Origin of the sequence: Anoxynatronum buryatiense (genome assembly GCF_900182905.1) — a bacterium.
GTDB classification, from domain to species: domain Bacteria; phylum Bacillota; class Clostridia; order Peptostreptococcales; family Tindalliaceae; genus Anoxynatronum; species Anoxynatronum buryatiense.
Genome location: NZ_FXUF01000023.1, coordinates 1 through 21811 on the forward strand (window position 1 = coordinate 1; position 21811 = coordinate 21811).

General features: G+C 50.2%; 13 protein-coding genes. 9 read left to right on the forward strand and 4 right to left on the reverse strand.

The features are described from left to right. Nucleotides 1-340: 340 nt before the first annotated feature. The 4 genes from QOL74_RS17670 to QOL74_RS17685 form a co-directional block, all read right to left on the reverse strand. Nucleotides 341-1768 (reverse strand): sigma-54-dependent transcriptional regulator, encoded by a 1428-nt coding sequence (locus QOL74_RS17670; protein ID WP_283410829.1) that lies wholly within the window; start codon nucleotides 1766-1768, stop codon nucleotides 341-343. Further along, entirely contained in the window at nucleotides 1765-3852 is a 2088-nt protein-coding gene (locus QOL74_RS17675) for an ATP-binding protein (protein WP_283410830.1), read from the reverse strand. The genes QOL74_RS17670 and QOL74_RS17675 overlap by 4 nt, the downstream gene beginning before the upstream one ends. 157 nt (nucleotides 3853-4009) lie before the next feature. After that, on the reverse strand, nucleotides 4010-5035 hold the full coding sequence (locus tag QOL74_RS17680; protein ID WP_283410831.1) for a sigma-54 interaction domain-containing protein: 1026 nt from the start codon (nucleotides 5033-5035) through the stop codon (nucleotides 4010-4012). 32 nt (nucleotides 5036-5067) lie between these two features. Continuing rightward, on the reverse strand, nucleotides 5068-5931 hold the full coding sequence (locus tag QOL74_RS17685) for a MurR/RpiR family transcriptional regulator (RefSeq protein ID WP_283410832.1): 864 nt from the start codon (nucleotides 5929-5931) through the stop codon (nucleotides 5068-5070). Nucleotides 5932-6327: 396 nt separating this feature from the next. Between QOL74_RS17685 and QOL74_RS17690 the strand changes: the two genes are divergently transcribed. From QOL74_RS17690 to QOL74_RS17730, 9 genes are all read left to right on the forward strand, one after another. Further along, complete coding sequence (locus tag QOL74_RS17690) at nucleotides 6328-7437, forward strand: Rossmann-fold NAD(P)-binding domain-containing protein (protein ID WP_283410833.1); 1110 nt, start codon at nucleotides 6328-6330, stop codon at nucleotides 7435-7437. A gap of 17 nt (nucleotides 7438-7454) precedes the next feature. Further along, a complete protein-coding gene (locus QOL74_RS17695) occupies nucleotides 7455-9521 on the forward strand; it encodes a hydantoinase/oxoprolinase family protein (protein WP_283410834.1) in 2067 nt (688 codons plus the stop codon). Further along, the gene (locus tag QOL74_RS17700) at nucleotides 9522-11291 is read left to right on the forward strand and encodes a hydantoinase B/oxoprolinase family protein (protein WP_283410835.1); all 1770 of its coding nucleotides are present in this window, start codon (nucleotides 9522-9524) and stop codon (nucleotides 11289-11291) included. 25 nt (nucleotides 11292-11316) lie between these two features. After that, complete coding sequence (nhaC, locus tag QOL74_RS17705; protein ID WP_283410836.1) at nucleotides 11317-12753, forward strand: Na+/H+ antiporter NhaC; 1437 nt, start codon at nucleotides 11317-11319, stop codon at nucleotides 12751-12753. A gap of 108 nt (nucleotides 12754-12861) precedes the next feature. After that, nucleotides 12862-13017, forward strand: a complete 156-nt coding sequence (locus QOL74_RS17710; RefSeq protein ID WP_283410837.1) for a DUF1328 domain-containing protein — start codon at nucleotides 12862-12864, stop codon at nucleotides 13015-13017. 275 nt (nucleotides 13018-13292) lie between these two features. Beyond that, nucleotides 13293-15413 (forward strand): PAS domain S-box protein, encoded by a 2121-nt coding sequence (locus QOL74_RS17715; protein ID WP_283410838.1) that lies wholly within the window; start codon nucleotides 13293-13295, stop codon nucleotides 15411-15413. Nucleotides 15414-15684: 271 nt separating this feature from the next. Continuing rightward, nucleotides 15685-17136: a type I restriction-modification system subunit M gene (locus QOL74_RS17720; RefSeq protein WP_283410839.1), complete on the forward strand. Its 1452-nt coding sequence runs from the start codon at nucleotides 15685-15687 to the stop codon at nucleotides 17134-17136. 2 nt (nucleotides 17137-17138) lie between these two features. Then, the gene (locus QOL74_RS17725; RefSeq protein WP_283410840.1) at nucleotides 17139-18329 is read left to right on the forward strand and encodes a restriction endonuclease subunit S; all 1191 of its coding nucleotides are present in this window, start codon (nucleotides 17139-17141) and stop codon (nucleotides 18327-18329) included. A 35-nt stretch (nucleotides 18330-18364) separates the two neighbouring features. Further along, nucleotides 18365-21688: a DEAD/DEAH box helicase family protein gene (locus QOL74_RS17730; protein WP_283410841.1), complete on the forward strand. Its 3324-nt coding sequence runs from the start codon at nucleotides 18365-18367 to the stop codon at nucleotides 21686-21688. Nucleotides 21689-21811: the final 123 nt, after the last annotated feature.

Consider the following 21811-nt stretch of genomic DNA (forward strand, 5'->3'; position numbering starts at 1 on the left):
AACTTTGGCGATGGCCCGCACAATGGCATCCACCTGGCTCTGGCTGAAGTGGGCATAGGCGGCCTGGGCGCTGCGGGCTTTGTGCATCAGGTCTTCTAAGCGGGGGGTGTTCATGAACGATTTCCTCCGATCTTTATGAAATGAAGATCTGGTTCCTCCCCTAAGCTTCTGCAAAAATGGTGCCGGAAATATCCGATAAGTATAAAAAAAGTGAATTAGCTGAAAATAGCAAAACCTGGACGTTGAAGAAGCAACGTCCAGGTAAAAAGTGGTGTCAGTTTGAATTCATTACAAGAAATAAATTTCCTGCAAGAAATATTTTTCCTGCGATTTCCCGCAATTAATTTCCTGCAGGGGTGCGCAACCCATATTCGTTAATCTTGTTGTTCAGTTGACGATGGCTGATTTCCAGAATCTTGGAGGCCTCTGAAACATTGTAGTCACACTGCTTCAGTACTTCCTGAATATGGCGGCTTTCGGCTTCCTGGCGAATAACCCGCAGGGCCCTGAAAGAACCGGCGACCCCATCTTCAGAGAAGGCTTCAGATGCTTCAGAAGCGGATTCCGGTGTGCCTGAGCCGGTGGCCGGTGTCGGTGATTTTGGCGTGGGCAGGTCTTTTTCCATCAACGTGCCCGTGCTGCTGAGCACAATTAACCGTTCAATGATATTGCGCATTTCACGAATGTTCCCCGGGTAGCGATATTCCAGCAGAAATCTTTCCACAGCGGGCTCCATGCCGCTGACTTGTTTTTTCAGGTCCTGCTGAATCTGGTTGATAAAATAATCAATGTACAAAGGCAGGTCTTCCCGGCGTTCCCTCAGGGGCGGCACCTCCAGCACAATGGTGGCGATTCTGAAATAAAGGTCTTCCCGAAAGCGCCCTTTTCGAATTTCGTCATCCAGATTTTTATGAGTGGCAGCAATGAGCCGAAAATCAACAGAAAGCGGCTGGTTGCTTCCGATGCGCTCTATTTCGTGGTTTTCCAGAACCCGCAGCAGCTTTGCCTGGGTGCTCAGGGGCATGTCACCCACCTCATCCAGAAAAAGGGTGCCGCCGTCAGCCGCTTCAAACCGGCCGATGCGCCGGGCCACCGCCCCTGTAAACGAGCCCTTTTCATGGCCGAACAACTCAGATTCCAGCACGCTGTCTGAAAAAACATGGCAGTTTACCGCCATAAACTGATTGGCTTCCCGGGAGCTGTGCTGGTGAATGTACCGGGCCAGCACTTCCTTTCCCACACCCGATTCACCCAAAACCAAAATGTTGGCATTGCTGTCGGCAGCCCGTTTCGCTGTTTCAATCAGGTGCCTGAAGTGACCATGGTGGGTGTTCAGCATGAAGTCGAACTGGTTGGTCTGTTTTTTCAGGGTGCGGTTTTCCAGTTCCAAATGCCGGAAATGCTTGATTTTTTCAATTTCCAGCAACAGTTCTTCTGGGTCGCTTCCCTTGATCACATAGGTAAAAGCCCCCTGTCTCATGGCCTCCACCGCTTTTTCCACAGAGCCGTAGGCGGTGATGACAATGATACTAATGCCGGGATTAGACCGCCGCACTTCGTTCAAGAGGGCAATGCCATCCATGCCCTTCATGCGATAGTCTGTGATCATCAGGTCAATTTCGTGTTGGCGGATCAGCGCCATGGCCTCCATCGCATCAGAAGCCGACTGGGTGTCGTACCCCTGGTTGGAAAGCAGCAGTTCCAGTACCTGCCGGTAGTCGTTATCGTCATCAACAATGAGGATGTTGAAGTTGTGTGTGTTTCTCAATGGGAGCCCTCCCTCTTTGCTGGAATGAGAATGCTGAATGTGGTGCCCTGGCCGGGGTGACTGTCCACATGAATTTCGCCGCCGATCTGATGAATCATATTGTAAACGATGTTCAGCCCCAGGCCAACCCCTTCTCCCGGTGGTTTTGTGGTGAAAAACGGGTCAAACACATTCAGTTTCACATCCGGGTTCATGCCAATCCCGGTGTCGGTCACCTGGAGATGAAGAAAATCCTTTGCCTTCTCAAAGTGAATTTCAATTTTCCCCTGGTCATCAATGGCATCACGGGCATTGGAGATCAGGTTCACCAGGGTGGTGTCCATCACATCCAAAGGCAGGCTCATCTCCAGGCGGTCATCACCCGCTATTCTGATGTCAATGGTTTTATCCTTGAGGGTGCTTTGCTGAAGCTCCACAATGCGGGCGATGGAGTTCCACACCGATACGGTTTTCCACTGGCCGGATTCGGTGCGGCTGATGTCCAAAAGGTTGTTGAGAATGCCATTGGCCTTTTGCGCAATCTGATCAATGGTTTCGGCATACTGAAGCTCCGGTTCGGTACCCTGAAGGTGCTGTTTCAACAGAAAGGCGTAATTTCGAATCACTCCCAGAGGGTTTCTGATTTCGTGGGCAACACCGGCGGCCAGCTGGCCGATGGCGGCCATTTTATTTTTTTGAAGCAGCACCTGTTCCTGCTGGTATTCTTCGGTGACGTCTTTCAGGGTTAACAACAGTTTGCTGACGCTGTCGTGGCGGTAGTCCAGGGGAGCGGTGCCCAGCTCGTAGATCCATTTGCCATGCTGAAAGACCCGGTCGTGGTTGATACATTTCTGAAAACTGTCGGTGACAATGGGGATGATTTTGGTGTAAATGGGTTCATCCATGATTTCTTCCAGCGTTTTTCCGGTAAGCTGTGATTCGGATTGCTGAAACCAGCGAAGGGCATACTGATTCAGCAGTCGAATCCGGTAATTCCCGTCCACCACCATGATGACATGCTCAATACCGTCAAATGCATTTTGAAGCTCCTGCCGGCTGTCATCCAGTTCTTTCATTTTATCTTCGATGGCCATGCGCAGGGAGAAGTTGGATGAATAAAACAGATAGAAGATCAACGACAAGGCCAGGCCGAAAATCACCAGAATGCTCAGGTACCGTTCGGTCAGCGGTTCCCCCACCAGGGGATCAGAGATGCCAAAGATCATTTGTTGTATGTGGGTCATGGTGCCGGCCTGTTCCAGATTATAAACCGCCTTGTTCACCAGCGAGAACAGGATGACATGCTCAGTGGGAACAGCCAGGGAATATTCTTTTTTGAAAACAGGAAAGTCGGTCAGATGAAAATTGGCAGCAGGAAAAGCGGCAACCTGCAAATCAGGCAGATCTCCTGCTGCCCTGCCGTTTTCAGGCAACCCATCCAGCTCTTTGAGGGCTTTTAAAATCAGGGGCTCAGGGCCGATGAAAGCGTCTGCACTGCCTTCCTTCACCGCCTCCAGACCTTTTCCAATATGGGTGACCACACTGCCCTGATACACCAAACGCTTTAAATTCAAAAATTCCTGGGCGTAATCCTCTTCAAGAGAAGCTACCCGCAAACCGCTAAAATCATCGATCTGGCTGATCAGGCCGGGTGAAGAAGTGATGGCAAAGCTTCTGACTTCATAGAGGGGCAGGGTGTAGCGAAGGCTTTCTTTATATTTCATAAGAGGCGGGGCGATGATGAGATCCACCTCACCCTGCTGAAGGGCAGCTGCCTGTTCCCGGCGTTCCAGAGGCACCAGCTCAATGGGAACCCCCAGTTCTCTTTCCAGATACCCAAGATACAGCACATCCACGCCACTCCAATAACCTTCTGAGGAGAAGCCGCTGAGCGGTTCGTTATCCCTCAGAACCGCTGCCTTCAGAACGCCCTTGGCCTTCAGCCACTGGGCTTCTTCATCTGTCAAAACCTCCAGCCGGGTGCGCTGAAACAGGCTTTTGCCTGTCTGCAGCTGATGGGAACGGTTGACAAAAAGGATGCCCAATACGAACAGCACAAACACAAAATATAAAATACGCTTGGGCCGCAAATGGTACTTCAGCATGGCAGAACGCCTCCCAAAGAAGGTGGTGGTGGAAAGCCGGGGCAAGCATTGGGCTGAGGTGCGAGACTTCTGGCTTCTATTATACACCATGGGAGCTGAAGGAATTACATTCGTTTTTGATCTCACTTTTTCAACCAGGAACCAATGCAGCGGGCGGTTATTTATCCCTGGTGAGTTTTCGGGAAATGGTGGATGGTGTCACATCCAGCGCCTTTGCCGCCTTCCTCAGGCTGCCGTGCCGTTCAATGGCCTTTTTAATAAGATCAATCTCATACGCTTCCACCATTGCTTTCAAGGGTTTGTCCGGCACAGAGACATCCTTTGCTTGATCAGTCATGCAGTCGGGAGCCTCTTTGTGCGTGATGGCATCAATGCAATCCAGATCCTCAACAGAAATCATCTCATTCACGGCGATAAGCACCAGCCGTTCCATGGTGTTCCGCAGTTCTCTGACATTTCCCGTCCACCGGCGCATGGTAAAAGCCTCCAGCACACTCCGGTGCAGTCGTTTGTGCGAATTATACTGGCGGTTGAAATGATCGGTGTAGTAGAGAGCCAGCAGGGAAATATCCTCCGGCCTTTCCGATAAGGGGGGCAGGATAATGGGAATCACATTCAGTCTGAAATACAGGTCATTTCGAAACAAGCCCTCATCCACCAGATCCTTTAGATTCTTATTGGTGGCACAAATCAGCCGCACATCCGATTTCACTTCCTTCGATCCCCCAACCCTGACAAACCTGCCATCCTGCAGTACCCTGAGAAGCGTTGATTGCATATTCATGGGCATTTCACCAATCTCATCCATCAGCAGGGTGCTGTTCTGTGAAGCCTCAATGAGGCCTTTCTTTCCATGTTTCAAAGCACCGGTGAAAGCGCCCGGCTCGTATCCAAACAGCTCCGATTCCTTCAGGCTGTCAGGAATGGCGGCACAGTTGATTTTCAGAAAGGGTTCTTTGTGTCGGTTACTGTTGGAGTGGATCAACTCGGCAAGCAGTTCCTTTCCCACGCCAGATTCACCGGTGATGAGGATAGGGGCATCCGATCTGGCGATTCGCAGGCACACATTGATCAGGTCAATCATGGCCGGGTTGCTGGTGATGATGCTGCCAATTTTGAACGCAGCAAAGTCCTGAGGAATAATGGCACAATCATCCTGATCATAAACAACATCAAATTTCATGATTTCTGATCCCTCCGCCACTGTTTTTCACCTCAGAAATAGAAGCCAAAGTCTTTGGCCATATCCTCAAATCGGTTTAAGTAGCTGGCTGATCTGTCTTTGTCGATCTGACTCAACAGAATGATGATCATATTGATGACGCTGAAAGGGGTGGCATAAAAATCGGTAATGGAAACTGACTGGCAGGGAACGGTGAAGGTCACATCAGAGAACGGGGTCAGAGGTGAAGTGGCGTGATCGGTAATGGAAACAACCGCATACTGGCGTTTCTTGAAAAAGCTGACCATTCGAACCGTTTCTTTTGGATACCGGGCAAAACCCAGGGCCAGCACCAGTGCTTCACTGTGAAGCAGCGGCAGGTTATCCAGCTGATTGGTGGCTCCTGAAGTAATGGCAATGGTGCGCTTGCCCAGCTTATTAAACATCTGATCAATGTAGAGGGCCAGAATACTGGAGCTTCTGGTACCCACCACGATGATCTCAGGTGCAATGATGATTTTTTCCAGAAGCGAATAGAAGGCAGCTTCATCAAATCGGTCAATGAGCTTGTTGAGATTGGACAGCTCTTGATGGATGACCACATTTTTAATGTTGTTGATTTTAGGAACAATGCTGATCTGGGAAAATTCAAACCGGTCGGCAGAACTGAGCTCAGACATGGCAAAGTCTCTCAGTGTGCTTCTTAAATCTTCGTAATTTTTAAATCCCAGCTTGGTGATGTACCGCACAATCTGAACAGGCTCAATTGACAAAATTTTCGCCACATCGTCCAGGTCAAGAAGAGAGACTTTCTTGTAATTTTCCTTCATGTAAGTTGCCAGTACCGTTTCGGCTTCATTCAAGTCAAGGGATGCTTCGGTCAGCTTTTTCAGGAAATTCTGTTTGTAGTCTTCCACTTAAACAACTCCCTTCCTACTTCAGAATATTTCCATTATTGAACTAAGCATACCATATATCCTGACAAGTTCAAGAAGGGATTCAAATAAATGTGCCGTAAATGCAACGAGATCATTAAGTGAAAGGCGGATTTGAAAGAAAAAGAGAAAAATGAAACGATTAACCTCAATAAAGTGTTGCGAAATTGCAACATGTGCCGATAATGCAACGAATTTTCCGAACAATCAACTATTAAAACGTTGAAAGATAGCCATTATGGAACAGATCACTTCATGGCATGGTAATTGCACTTATTAGAAGTCACGATGTGAGTAACTGTCGCGGCGTGAAGGCTTGAAACCTGAAAAAGCAGAACGGCAGGAAAGCAATAAAGTGACAGGACAGGAGGAATGGTGATGCGGTTGGTTAAATCCATCGGTTTTCCAAAGATGCATAAAGAAGAGAGTGAAAAGCGGGATTTTCTTCCGGCGTTCTTTTCAGATCTGCAAGGCTATGAAGTGGACATTGTGCTTGAAAAGGGATACGGCGAAAGGCTGGGATTCACCGAAAGCGAGTATCTCAAGAGTAACCGAAACATCATTTTCGGTGATCTCTCAACGGTCTATCAAAGCGATGCCATCATTGTGTTGAGATGTCCGGAAACAGATGAAATCAATCTCATTCGCGAAGGGGCCGTCTTAATCTCCATGCTCCACTATGAAACCAGAGAAACCCGAAACGAGCTTCTGAGAGAGCGGAAAATCAACTGTTTTTCAATGGATGCCATGGTGAATGATGAAAACGAACGCATCCTGGTGAATTATCGGGGCACCTCCACCGCTGGTTCAAGAATCGCCTTCGAAGAACTGAAAAAAAGAAGCCGTGATTTCAGGGACATCCAGGAAAACCTCATTCATATTTCCATCATCGGGGCGGGTGCTGTGGCGGCAAATGCGGCCAGGGCCTTCGAGGCATTTGGCGACGGTGAGTTTCTGGCGACCGACAAAGGGCTGGTCATCCACATGCTTCCCAGGTCGGTGACGCAGAAGGAAAACCTGCTGCAACAAATACTGGAGCAAACCCATGTGCTGGTGGATGCCAGCAAAAGACCCGACCCCTCCAGGTTCATCATCGGTAACCGGCTGCTGGCATGCCTGCCGGCGTGCGCCGTCATTCTGGATCTGGCGGCAGACCCCTATAATGAGCAGATCACCCCCATCCAGGTGAAGGGCATCGAGGGAATCCCCACTGGAACCCTTGACAAATATATCATTGAGCCGGATGATGACATGTATGAACATCTGCCGCCTTCTGTTTCAGCAACCAACCGAAGGGTGGTTATCAGCTGTAATGCCTGGCCCGGCGTCGACGCCAAAGAGTGCATGGCGATTTACGGAAAACAGATGATTCCCCACATCGATGTGTTGCTGTCAAAACCCATCGAAGCACTGGATCTGAACAGTCGAAATCTGTACGAACGCTCCCTGGTCAGATCATCACTGGATTACTACATGAACACAAAATAAAGAGAAGAGGTGAAAAGATGTATCGTATCGGAATTGATACCGGTGGCACCAACACAGACGTTGTCTTAACCCATGTGGATACCGGAAGAATCTATTACACCAAGACCCCCACCACCCCAAAAGAACTTCTAACGGGTATCAACAACGGCATTCACAAAATCGTGGCGCAATGCGGCATCACCCCCCAGGAAATCAGGGAACTGGTGTATGGCACCACCATTGTGGTGAATATGATCGCCCAAAAAGAAAGCGAAGCAACGGCACTGATCACCACCAAAGGCTTTCGAGACGTGCTGGAAATCGGCAGAGCCTATCGCAGTGAAAATATCTACGACATCAACATGGAAAAACCAGAACCGCTGGTGAAAAGAAACCTTCGGTTTGAAGTCTCTGAACGAATGAACTTCATGGGAGAAGCCCTCACCCCCGTCAGCGAAACCGAAGTGATGGCCATTGTTGAAAAACTGAAAGAAAAAAATATCCGGGCCGTTGCAGTGTGCCTGATGCACGCCTATGCAAACCCCCAGCATGAAGTGGAAATCAAGCGCATTATTCAGCGGGAATGGCCAGAGGTGTATGTGTCGGTGTCCTCGGAAATCATTCCCCAGTTCAGGGAATACGAGCGCACCTCCACCACAGTGATCAACGCCTACATGATGCCCAACATGGCATCCCATATCGTTGAGTTTAAGGAGGAAATGGAGAAAAAGCAGATGGCAGCCAACTGCTATATGATGCAGGGCAATGCCGGCATCATGACCTTTGACGCAGCCCTTCAGAAACCGGTGTCGGTGTCTGAATCAGGGCCCATTGCCGGCATCATTGCCGCCAACTACATGTGTGAACTGATTGGCGAAAAAAACATCATCACCCTGGACATGGGGGGCACCAGTGCCGATGTGGCCTTGATTCAGAACAACATCATGCGCTTCACCACAGAAAACAGTGTGGAAGGCTACCCCATCAGTATTCCCACCGTTGATTTAAGTTTTATCGGCGCAGGGGGCGGCAGCATTGCCTGGTGTGACGAAGGGGGCGCCCTGAAGGTGGGGCCCATCAGCGCCGGGGCCGACCCGGGGCCGGTATGCTATGGAAAAGGCGGCACCCGTCCAACAGTGACAGACGCCAACCTGGTCACCGGCAGAATCCGGCCTGAAATTTTTGAGGAAAACCTGGAGAACGCCATGGAAAAAACCGCCGCCGCCATCCGGGAACACGTGGCAGAACCCCTGGAAATTGACCTGGTGAAGGCAGCGGAAGGCATTATTGATGTGGTGAACTCCAATATGATCCGGGCCATCAAATTCGTCTCCGTGCAAAAAGGATATGACCCCAGAGACTTCACCCTGGTGGCCTTCGGCGGCGCAGGGGGCCTTCATGCGGGTAAACTGGCAGAAGACCTGGAAATTCCCAAAGTAATCGTGCCCTACTCGCCAGGCACCTTCTGTGCCCTGGGACTGGTACTCTCTGACATCAAATGTGACCGGGTACACACACGGCTGATGACAAAAGAACAAATCAGTGCCCGCCTGCTGAACCAGATCTACACCGAGCTTGATCAACAGGGACTCCAGGAGCTGGAAAAACAGCAGGTGAACAAAGAACACATTCTGCTGGTGCGCACCTGTGACATGCGCTACTTCGGCCAGGCCTTTGAGATCAGCGTGCCCATGCCGTCCAAAGTGCTGAGTGAAGACGACATTGACAACATGATCGACCAGTTCCACACCCTCCACGAACAGGCCTACGGGCACTGCATGCGGGAAGACCCCATTGAGTTTGTCAATTACAGGGTCAGCGCCATCGGCACCTTCAGCAAGCCAGACCTGCTGCAAAATGCCAGGCTGATCCAGTCAGACGCAGGCGACGAACGACTGACGGGCACTGCCATCTTTGACGGCAGAGAATACCCGGTGGCGGTCATCAACCGTGATTCACTGAAGGCCGGGGAACAGGTGGAAGGCCCTGCCATCATTGCAGAAATGGGAGCCACCACCGTGGTCTATCCCGGTCACACCGCCGTCATTGATGAAATGAAGAACATCGTCATGTACACAAATCTCAAGGGAGAAGAGGTGAAGTAAATGTCCAATGCCATTTTGCTGGAAGTCGTCAACAATGCCCTTCGCTCGGTTGCAGAACAGATGTCGGCCACCATGGTGAGAAGCAGTTATTCCACCATTGTTAAAGAAATGATGGACTGCTCCTCGGCAGTCTTCGACAGTCAGGGAAGGCTGCTGGCCGAAGGTGCCAACGTGCCCATTCACCTGAACTGCCTGGGGCCGTGCCTGAACACGGTGCTCACCAAATACTTCAGCCGGGAAGAGATGAATCCCGGCGACCTGATCCTTACCAACCATCCCTACGCAGGGGGTGAATCCCTGGGGAGCCACCATACCAAAGACCTGATCATGATCGCGCCGGTTTTTTCCGATGAAGAAGCCCTCATCGCCTTCTCCGTCACAATGCTCCACCACAAAGATGTGGGCGGCGTGTGGACAGGCGACTCCTGGACAGTGGAAATCTGGCAGGAAGGCTTTCTCATGGAGCCGGTAAAGCTCTATGACAAAGGCGTTCGCAATGAAGCTCTGTGGAATGTGATTCTCAACAACACCCGAAATCCCAGAGATATGAAGGGCGATCTCATGGCCCAGATCTCTGCCTGCAACATCGGCATCAAGGGTTTTCGGCAAATCGTCAAAAAATATGGGCTGGAACTGGTGAACGCAGTGGTGGAAGACCTCCTCAGCTACTCTGAGCGGTTAACCCGAAACGAGATTCGGCGCATCAAAGACGGCCGGTATGAACACGAAGAAAAAATTCTGGATGACGGCTTCCAGGGAGGGCCCTACACCCTGAAACTCACCGTCATCGTTGAAGGTGACAACATCACCTTTGATTACACCGGCACCGACAAACAAATTCGGGGGCCCATCAACTCCCCCCTGTCGGCCACCATCTCGGCAACCTATTACACCATGCGATGCATCACCAATGCCCACATCCCCAGCAACCAGGGCTGCCACCGCCCCATCACAGTCGTTGCCCCTGAAGGAACCCTGGTGAACTGCACCATGCCCATTGGCTGCTTCCAGCGCATGGTCACCGATCATATTCTGGTGGATCTCATCATGGGTGCCATGGCCCATGCAATTCCTGACAAGGTGATGGCAGATTCCTGCGGCACCAACTATGACTTCTGCTCAGGCACCAACCTGGAAACCCATCCCCGGGGCGGGGAAGTCAACCACCGGCAATACTGGGGAGAAATCGTACCGGGGGGTCTCGGGGCCAGACCCCACAGCGACGGCGTCAGCATCATGTCCTGTCACGTCACCAACTGTCCCATACCGCCCCTGGAGGCCCAGGAGATTGAAGCACCCATGCTGTTCATTGAGCGGTCCATCCTCCCTGATTCAGAGGGAGCAGGAAAATTCCGCAGCGGGTTCGCCCAGCGGAGAAAGTGGCAGCTGTTGGGTTACGACGGTATCTTCTCCCACGTCTCCCAGAAATCCAAAATCCCGCCCCAGGGCATTTTTGGCGGTCTGCCGGGGGAAACCAGCCAGTGGATCATCAATGAAGGAAAGAAAAATGAACAGGTGCTGGAGTACGCCATGGGAGATGTGATCTTCCTCAACTACGGCGACACTGTCACCTGCATCACCGCCAGTGGAGGAGGCTGCGGCAATCCCTTCGAAAGAGACCCGGAAAAAGTGCGGGAAGACGTGGAAATGGGGCTGGTGTCTGTTGAAAGGGCGAAAGAGACGTACGGTGTTGTGATTGATTCTGAAACCTTTGAAGTGGATGTGAATGAAACGGCGAAAATCAGGGAGCATGCAGGCAGGAACCATTAACCAACAGTGACAAGGGGGTAAAAAAATGGAAAGCTCAAAAGAGAAGTTGAAGGACAGCCGGCAGGTGAGTTTTGGAATGGCGGCAGTGGTGATGCTGGCCCTGGCGGTCATCTTCATGGTGGGGTTCGGTGTTTTCAAGATCAACACCCAGGCCATCTTCCTGCTGGCGGTGGTGGCAGCTGCCATTGCCGGCCTGATGAGCGGCTTCACACTGGAAGAAGTGCACCAGTTCTTTCTTGACGGATGTGGAAAGGTCATCATGGCAGCCATGATCCTCATGACCGTGGGAGCCGTCATTGGCTCGTGGATTGTATCGGGTATTGTTCCCACCATCATCTATTACGGGCTGGGTGTCTTAACACCCACATCCTTTCTGCTGGCAGGCTTCTTCATTTGCTGCATTCTTTCCTTCTTCACAGGAAGCTCCTATTCATCCATTTCCACCCTGGGGGTGGCCTTTATGGGCATCAGCATCGGCCTCAATATCAATCCGGCCATCACCGCAGGCATGATCGTCTCCGGCTCGGTATTCGGAGACAAGCTGTCCCCTTTTTCCGATTCCACCAACCTGGCAGCCGCCATGGCCGACGCCAATGTTTTTGACCACGTCAGATCCATGCTGTACACCACGGTGCCGGCCATGGTCATCTCTGCGGTGCTCTACTTTGTCATCAGCATGCGCTACAGTGCGGAAACACTGGATACGACCATCATCATCAGCATGCAGCAGGCCCTGACACAGAACTTCAACATCAACCCGCTGCTGCTGTTGGTCCCCATTATCACTGTTGTGCTGGCCATCAAAAAAGTGCCGCCCATTGCGGCCCTCGTCGCCAGTGCGCTGTTGGGAATCGTCATGGCCTTCATCTTCCAGGGCGGCATATATGACATCAAAACCATCATCAGTTCTCTGGGAACAGGGTTCTCCATCAACACTGAGATTGCCGATTTAAATAAATTGCTTTCAAGAGGCGGCATGCTGGGAATGATGGGTGCCACCGCCCTGGCATTTCTCGCTGTCGGAATGGGAGAAATATTACAGCGAATTGGTGTGCTCACCGTGATTCTCAGCAAGCTGAGTAAAGTGGTTAACTCCAAACCAGCCGTGGTTATCTCCACCCTGGTGATTGGCTTAGTGGTCACCGTGTTGTGCGCCAGCCAGTATATCTCCATTATTTTAACAGGCCAGATTATGAAGAACTCCTATAAAAAATTCGAACTGAGCCGGGTGGTGCTTTCAAGAACACTGGAAGACGGCGGCACCATTTTTGCCTACCTGGTACCCTGGTCAACGGCAGCGGTCTTTGTCACGGGCGTCTTGGGGGTCGAAGTCTTCGCCTATGCCCCCTACGCATTCTTCTGTATCCTCTGTCCCGTCATCGCAGCCATCTATGCGCTGGTGGGCTTCGCCCAGTTTAAAGAAGTCTATGAAGATGAAGCAGAAGTGGCCGCTGAAATCTAATCATCGAATGAAGGGATCATCAGAGTGCGTTCGCCGATGATTAGACGGACTGATTCGGGGTAAAATAACAATAATGAATAGTTCTTTACCTTGAAAGGAGTCTATATGATGCTTCGCTATTCGCTCATTTTTCTGGTCGTTGCCATCATCGCCGGAGTGCTTGGATTTGGCGGAATTGCCGGGGCAGCCTCTGATATCGCTAAAATACTCTTCTTTGTATTCTTAGTATTAGTGGTGATCTCAGTAATTACTGGTAGAAAGTAACCATACTGTTTAAGTTTGAGGCGGGCCGCCTGGCCCGCTTTTTCTATTGTGAGTTTTCAGGTGTCAACCGATTTTTTCCGGAGCAGTTCGCAGTCAGCCCATAGAGTGCAGTCGGTTCATAGCGTAAAGATCAAATAAATGGATATGTATTCTCTATAATCATCACCGCGTGAGATTTGACCACCAGCGTTAGCGCAGTGATATCACGTGTCAAGTGTCACTATGAAAGGTCGTCAAAAAGGAAGACAACCCACTAAACATGAGGAGTGTGCCGCATGGCAAAAGGTAAAGACACACATTCAACCGGCCGGCAGCAAATCAATCACACACCCCAATCACATCAGGAAAAAGAGGCATTAAAGCAGATGACAGCCTTTAACCGGCAGTTTATGGAAACCAACCAGGCGCCGGATTTACAAGCAATCACCGAGTTTATGCGCACCATTACCGGAGCCAGATATGCCTTTTTAAACCTTCTTGACGAAAACAGAATGGAAGTCGTCACCGAGGCTGTTGCCGGCCCGTCTGATTATCTGATGAAAATCTCAAATCTCCTGGGCTTTCAACTGGTGGGCAAAAGATGGCCCTATGATCAGGCCCGGCACGCAGCCATTGAATCCAGCAATCTGACCACTTTTGACAACCTTCAGGATAGCATCGGCAAGATAATCCCTTCCAGCCTGGCCAGCCTGCTGGAAAAAACCCTTAATTTTGGACAGGTGGCCATCTTCAAAATCAACAAAATGGATCAAATCATGGGAGAGTTCACCCTGATCATGCATGGGGATAACACCTTGGTCAATCATGAAATGGCCGATCTTTTTGCCTCCCAGGTGGGCTTGTTCCTTGACCGGTCAAAAAACATGCAGGATCTGCAGAATGAACGCAACCGACTCACAGAAATTATCCAGGCCACCCATGTGGCCACCTGGGAATACAATGTGCAAACAGGCGAAAACGCCTATAACGAGCGGTGGGCTGAAATGCTGGGCTATATGCTTTCAGAGTTGCAGCCCACTTATGCCCATGAATGGAGACATATGGTTCACCCCGATGATCTCCAAAGAGCCCTCGCCATTTTTGAAGAAGCTGCCGAAAAAGGCTCCATGTACACTGTCGAGTTGCGGCTGAAGCACAAGGCAGGCCACTGGGTGTGGGTGGAAGACAGAGGCAAAGTGGTTTCGCTAACAGAGGATGGCAAACCCCTGATCATGAGAGGCACCCGTACAGACATTACAGAACGAAAAGAAATGGAACTGGCCCTGGCGAAGAATGAACAAGCCTACCGTGCCTATGTGGACAAATCTCCCCTGGGCATTTTCGTCACAGACCACGAAACCCGTTACCTGCGGGTGAACCCGGCAGGCTGTGAGATGACCGGTTATACAGAAGAAGAATTAAAAAAGATGAAAGTCGTCGACCTCCTGCCCCCGGAACTGGGTGAAAAGGGCAAAGTGGGAAAAGGGGAAGAAAAGGATCTGGGGCCAGTTTCGGGCGAGTACATCGGCCTTCGAAAAAACGGCGAACGATACTGGGGCAACATTCATATTGCCCGCATTGACGAAAATCAGCTGGTCGCCTTTTGTGAAGACATTACCCAGCGCAAACAGGTGGAAGAGAAGCTGCAGGAATTCTCCCTGCTGTTGGAACAAAAAAACCAGCAACTGGAAGCTGCTCTTCGCCAGGCCAAAGACGCCAATGAAGCCAAGAGCCGTTACCTCTCTCATATGAACCACGAAATGCGCACCCCCCTTAACGGATTTATCGGCTTCATTCAACTCCTCGAAACCACCCGGTTGGACGCAGAGCAGGCGGAATTCGTGCACAACATGCAACGGTCTGCCGGCAATTTGCTGGCCATTATCAACAACGTGCTTGATTACGCTAAAATTGAAGCCGGGGAAATCAAACTGAATAACAGAGTCTTTTGCCTTGAAGATGAATTGCAAACAGCCTTTGCCCCCCTCCGCTCCCTGGCCATGCAAAAGAATCTTCACCTGGAAATAACCCTGGCCGACAACCTGCCACGCAAAGTATTGGCAGACCCGGACCGGCTGCGGCAGATCATCCTGAACCTGGGTGGCAACGCCATCAAGTTCACCGAAAAAGGGCAGGTTCACATCACCATCCAATGTGAGGAAACCACCCAATACCACCACTTGAAGCTGGTGGTGGAAGACACCGGACGCGGCATGACTCAGGAGACCCTGAAAAAACTCTTCCGACCCTTCTACCAGGCCGACGATGGCTCAGTATCTCAATCAAAAGGCACAGGGCTGGGCCTGGCCATCACCCGTGAACTGGTGGATCTGATGGGCGGCGATATTAAGATCAACAGCACACCGGGCGTGGGTACCCGGGTTGAAGTCAATGTGAAATTACCTAAGACAAAGTAATGGCATCATCTTTCAAAAAAGCCTGTGGCGTGCAATGCTGTCCGAATTGCACACCACAGGCTTTTTTGTGAGAAGCTTTACGGCACGGCCACTGAAACACTTCAGCCCAAAAGTTGAAAAAAAGTGAAAAAAGGTGAACAGTATTTCAATAAAATTGAAGGAAAAGTCCTGTTTTTGGCGAATAAAACCTGTATAATGGAAGGTAAGCGTATCACCCTTTTTCATCAATGCTATTATCAATACATTTCGCAAAACAACAGGAGGCAACAAAGTGATCACAGGCGAACTGAAAAACAAAGTAGACAAAATCTGGGAAATATTTTGGACAGGCGGCATCACCAACCCCCTCTCCGTCATCGAACAATTCACCTACCTGCTCTTTATTAAAGGGCTGGACGATAAACAGACCGACCTGGAGCAAAATGCCGAAATCCTGGGCATCGAGTCAGAGCGCATTTTCACCCCAGACCAGGAAAACTACCGCTGGAAGAACTTCAAACAGCTCCATGCCAATGCCATGTACGAAGTGGTGAGTAAGCAGGTCTTTCCTTTTATCAAAAATATGCACAGCGACACTAACTCTGCCTTCGCCAAATACATGGACGACGCCATCTTCATGATCCCCACCCCCCAGATGCTGGAAAAAATCGTCACCAACATCGATGCCCTGCCTCTGGAAGACCGGGACGCCAACGGCGATCTTTACGAATACCTCCTGTCCAAGGTGGCCACCGCCGGCACCAATGGCCAGTTCCGCACGCCCCGCCACATCATCCGCATGATGGTGGCCTTGATGCAACCTACCCCCACCGATGTGATCATCGACCCGGCCGCAGGATCTGCCGGGTTTTTGGTGGCTGCCGGTGAATACCTCCAGAAAAACCACGAAGACCTCTTTGCCAACAAAGAGCTGAAAGAGCATTACAGCAAAACCATGTTCCACGGTAATGATATGGACCGCACCATGCTCCGCATCGGCGCCATGAACATGATGCTCCACGGCGTGGAAAATCCCAACATCGAATATCGGGATTCCCTGGCGGAAGTGAACAAGGACAAAGACCGCTACACCCTGGTCCTGGCCAATCCCCCCTTCAAAGGCTCCCTGGACTACGACAGCGTTTCTGCCGAACTCCTTCAAATCACCAAAACCAAAAAGACAGAGATCCTTTTCCTGTCCCTATTTTTGCGCATCCTGAAAAAAGGCGGCCGCGTGGCCTCCATCGTCCCCGACGGCGTCCTCTTTGGCAGCTCCAACGCCCACAAAGCCATCCGCCGGGAAATCATCGAAAACCACCACCTCCACGCCATCATTTCAATGCCCAGTGGCGTGTTCAAACCCTATGCCGGAGTCTCCACCGCCATCATGGTCTTCACCAAAACCGGTTCCGGAGGCACCGACAAGGTCTGGTTCTATGACATGAAAGCCGACGGCTATTCCCTGGACGACAAGCGCCAGCCCATTGAACGGAACGACATCCAGGACATCATCCACCGCTTTCTCAACCGGGAAGAAGAGCAGGACCGAAAGCGAACGGAGCAGTCGTTCATGGTGGACAAGGCAGAGATCGTGGGGAATGACTATGACCTGTCTATCAACCGGTACAAGGAAACGGAATATGAAGAAGTGGTTTATGAGGCACCCAAGGTGATTATTGAGAAGATCAGAACCCTTGAACAGCAGATTCTTGATGGGTTGGATGACATTGAGAGGATGGTGTAGGGGTGGATTTGGTAAAACTGAAAGAAGTTGCTGAAATTGTTTCTGGAAGCACTCCAAAAACCAACAAAATAGAGTATTGGGATGGGCAAATACATTGGATAACACCAGCCGATTTAGAAAAAAAGAGTAACGGATATATTTACTCAACAAGCAGGAAAATAACCGATAAAGGATTTGAATCAAGCAATCTAAAAATGCTTCCAGTTGGCACGGTCCTATTAACAACAAGAGCGCCAATTGGAAAAGTGGCCTTGGCAGGTGTAGAACTTTGTACCAATCAGGGTTTCAAGAATATAATTTGCGATAGTGCTGTTTTGGCTAGCGAGTATTTATACTATTATCTAACGAGTCAACATGATCAACTTAATGCATTGGGTAGAGGAGCAACTTTCAAGGAAATATCTAAGAAAATTGTGGAGGATTTAATCATCCCCCTCCCACCGCTCCAAACCCAGCAAAAAATCGTCCAAGTCCTGGACAAAGCCCAATCGCTCATCGACAAGCGAAAAGAGCAGATTGAGCTGATGGATGAACTGATTCAATCCACTTTTTATGAGATGTTTGGGGATCCGGTGGTGAATGAGAAGGCTTGGATAACGAAAAAAGTCGGATCTCAGTTAGAAAGAATAATTTCTGGATGGAGCGTGAGCGGTGAAGAAAGAAAGAAAATAAATGGAGAGATTGCTGTTCTAAAAATAAGCTCAGTAACATCAGGTGCTTTCAAGCCAGATGAACACAAAGTTGCAAACCAATTAGATAAGAAAAAAGTCTTAGTTAAACCATTGAAAGGAGATATATTATTTAGCAGAGCTAATACAAGAGAGCTTGTAGCAGCATCGTGTATCGTAGAAGATAATTACGATGATTTATTCTTGCCTGATAAGTTGTGGAAAATCGTTATTGACTCGAAAAAGCTATCAAATTATTGGTTTAATGCGCTTCTGCAAAATAATAGTTTCAGGGCAACATTAACTAAGCAAGCATCTGGCACAAGTGGTTCAATGCTAAACATATCAAAAAACAAGTTTGAGAACTCGCTAATGCCAGTTCCCCCAATCGAATTCCAAAAACAATTCGCCGATATCGTCCAAAAAATAGAAGCCCAAAAACAACTGATGGAGCAAGCCCTCACCGAAATGGAAAACAACTACAACAGCCTGATGCAGCGTGCCTTCAAAGGCGAAATAATGTAAAGAGATATAGAGGAACCCCCGAAAGGAGAACGCCTATGCCCGGCAACTTCCAGTTTCTGCAAAAAGAAGCCAAGTACCGTTCCTTTTGTGATGCCTGTATGGAGGCGGAAAAAAGCCTGGTGGTTTCCTACGCCACCACCGCCATCCTCACCCGCCGGGCGCTGGAGCTGGCGGTGAAATGGGTGTATAGCTTCGACGAAGCCCTCACCGTTCCCTACGACGAAAAGCTGGGGGCCCTCCTTCATGACTACCAGTTTAAAAGCACCATCGACAGCCAACTCTTCCCCATGCTCATCTACATTCAAAAGTTGGGGAACAAGGCTGTCCATTCCGCATCCCCCATCACCCGGGAGCAGGCAGTGCTGGCCCTGAAAAACCTCTTTGCCTTCACCGGGTGGATTGACTACTGTTATTCTGAGGACTATGCAGAAACCCACTTTGACGAAAGCCTGCTGCCGGACAAAGCCCAGGAGCAGAAAACCCTTCAGGAGCTTCAGGCCCTGCAGCAGCGTTTGGGTGCCCAGGACAAAAAGCTGGAAGAAATCATAGCCGAAAACCAGCGGCTGCGCCGGGAAAACACCGCCAAGCGGGAATCCAACCGACAGCAGCGTACCTATAAGGTGGACGAAATTACCGAATTCCAGACCCGGAAAATGTACATCGACCTGGAGCTGGAACTGTGCGGCTGGACCTTTGGCAAAAACTGCCTGGAAGAAGTGGAAGTCGCCGGGATGCCCAGCGCCAGCGGGATCGGCTACATCGACTATGTGCTCTATGGTGATGACGGCAAGCCCCTGGCTGTGGTGGAAGCCAAGAAAACCAGCATTGACCCCAAAATGGGCCAGGTGCAGGCGGAGCGTTATGCCGACTGCCTGGAAAAACAGTACGGCTACCGGCCCCTTATCTTTTATACCAACGGATTTGACTATTACCTGTGGGACGACCGCAGTTACCCGGAACGCATAGTGTCCGGCCTTTACACCAAGGAAGAACTCCTCTGGACTTTGTACCGGCGGGATCACCGCCAGTCACTGGAAAACCCCATGATCAACGACGCCATCACCAACCGGGCCTATCAAAAGCTGGCCATTGGTGCCGTTTGTCATTCCCTGAACCGGGGCAACCGAAAAGCCCTGTTGGTCATGGCCACCGGCTCGGGAAAGACCCGTACCGCCATCTCTTTGGTGGATGTTCTTCTTAGCCGCGGATGGATCAAAAATGCCCTCTTCCTGGCAGACCGTACTGCTTTGGTGCGCCAGGCTAAAAAGAACTTCAAGCACCAGCTGCCGGAGCTGTCCCTGTGCAACCTGCTGGACAGCAAAGACAACCCGGAAAGCCGCATGGTCTTTTCCACTTACCCCACCATGATGAACGCCATTGACGATGTGAAAAACAGCACCGGGCAAAAGCTCTTTACCCGGGGCCATTTTGACCTGATCATCATTGACGAAAGTCACCGCAGCATCTACAAGAAATACCAGGCCATCTTTTCCTATTTTGATGCCATTCTCATCGGCCTCACCGCCACCCCCCGCAACGACCTGGATAAAAACACCTATGAAATCTTTGAGCTGGAAAACAACGTGCCCACCTACGCCTACGAGCTGGATGAAGCCATCAACGACGGCTATCTGGTGCCTTACCATACCATCGAAACCAAAATGAAGTTTCTGGAAGAAGGCATCCACTACGACGACCTGCCGGAGGACGAGAAGGAACTCTTTGAGGAAACCTTTGACGATGATGTGCGGGACATCAGCAGTGAAGAGCTAAACGCTTTTCTCTTCAACAGCGACACCGTCGACCGTGTGATTCGGGAGCTGATGGAAAAGGGGCTGAAGGTGGAAAGCGGCGACAAGCTGGGGAAAACCATCATCTTCGCCAAAAACAAGAAACATGCCGATTTCATCGTGAAACGGTTTAACCTCCTGTATCCAGAATACAAGGGGGAGTTTGCCCTGCCTGTCTACACCGGCATAAATTATGTCACTGCTACCATGGATGACTTTGAAGTGAAGGAGCGGCTCCCTCAAATTGCCGTTTCCGTGGACATGCTGGACACCGGCATCGACATTCCCGAAATACTAAACCTGGTCTTTTTCAAAAAGGTGCGGTCTAAAACCAAGTTCTGGCAGATGATCGGCCGGGGCACCCGCCTGTGCGAAAACCTCTTTGGGGCCGGTATCCACAAGGAAGAGTTCCGCATCTTCGACTACTGTGGCAACTTTGAATTCTTCCGGGTGGACAAGAACGGCAAGGAAGCCAAAGTGATGGTGAGCCTTACGGAGAAACTGTTCAATGTGAAGCTGGGAATTATCCGGGAGCTGCAGAACCTGGACTACCAGCGGGAAGATTACGAAGCCCATCGAAAAGCACTGATAGAAGAGGTGCTGGCAGAAGTGCTGAAGATAGACGAGAATAAGTTCAGCGCCCGTATGAAACTGAAATACATACACAAATTCAACCAGGCAGAGGCCTACGAAAACCTCTCTGAGAATGACCTGCGGGAATTGGCGGAACATGTGGCGCCCCTCATCCCAGCCCGGGATGAAGAAGAAATGGCCAAACGCTTCGATTACCTGATGTACACCATTGAGTACGCCGAGCTGAAGGGGCTTGAATCCTCCAAACCTAAGCGAAAAGTGGTGACCACCGCTGAAAAGCTGTCTGAAAAAGGCACCATCGAAAAAGTGCGGCAACAGGAAGAACTGATTCGCCGTGTCCAAACCCAGGAATTCTGGGACAACGCCGATTTAATGGATTATGAGATGGTGCGGGAAGCCTTCCGAGATTTGGTGCGATACATTGAAGAAGGGTCAAAACAGATCTACTACACAAACTTCACCGATGAAATACTGGAAAGCAAGGAGCATAAAGGCGAATACAAGATCAATGACATGGAAAATTATCGAAAGAAAGTAAACCGGTACCTGAAAGACAACCAGGACGACCTGGTGGTCTATAAGCTGCGCCATAACATGGAACTGAATATTGAAGATCTGAAACACTTGGAGAAGGTTCTCTGGCATGACCTGGGTACCCGGGAAGACTATCAGAAAGAGTTTGGTGACGAACCCTTGATGAAATTGGCCAGCGAAATCGTTGGCTTGGACCCCAAAGCCGCCAACGAAGTCTTCGCCGAATTCCTCTCCGACGAAAACCTTAATCAAAATCAGATGGAGTTCGTGAACCTCATCGTCAAGCACATCATCCAAAACGGCAGCCTGGACAAAAAAGTGCTAATCGAGCACCCCTTCAACAAAGCGGGGAACGTGACAAAGCTCTTTGACCAGAAAATTGATACGGCGAAAAAGATTATTCATGTGATTGACCGGTTGAATGGAAGGTTGAGTGTGTGAGGGGGGGACTGACTTTTAAAGATTAGACATCTTTCCACTGGATAAAAGTCATGGATAGGTTATTTGCAGCATGCTTTTAAGGAATAGTCAGAGCATCACATCCCTTGTCCGGAAGCAAAATTC

Coding starts and splice junctions, on each gene's coding strand:
- nhaC (WP_283410836.1), top strand. CDS start 11,317: ATGGAAAGCTCAAAAGAGAAGTTGAAGGACAGCCGGCAGGTGAGTTTT.
- QOL74_RS17695 (WP_283410834.1), top strand. CDS start 7,455: ATGTATCGTATCGGAATTGATACCGGTGGCACCAACACAGACGTTGTC.
- QOL74_RS17710 (WP_283410837.1), top strand. CDS start 12,862: ATGCTTCGCTATTCGCTCATTTTTCTGGTCGTTGCCATCATCGCCGGA.
- QOL74_RS17675 (WP_283410830.1), bottom strand. CDS start 3,852: ATGCTGAAGTACCATTTGCGGCCCAAGCGTATTTTATATTTTGTGTTT.
- QOL74_RS17715 (WP_283410838.1), top strand. CDS start 13,293: ATGGCAAAAGGTAAAGACACACATTCAACCGGCCGGCAGCAAATCAAT.
- QOL74_RS17690 (WP_283410833.1), top strand. CDS start 6,328: ATGCGGTTGGTTAAATCCATCGGTTTTCCAAAGATGCATAAAGAAGAG.
- QOL74_RS17700 (WP_283410835.1), top strand. CDS start 9,522: ATGTCCAATGCCATTTTGCTGGAAGTCGTCAACAATGCCCTTCGCTCG.
- QOL74_RS17730 (WP_283410841.1), top strand. CDS start 18,365: ATGCCCGGCAACTTCCAGTTTCTGCAAAAAGAAGCCAAGTACCGTTCC.
- QOL74_RS17680 (WP_283410831.1), bottom strand. CDS start 5,035: ATGAAATTTGATGTTGTTTATGATCAGGATGATTGTGCCATTATTCCT.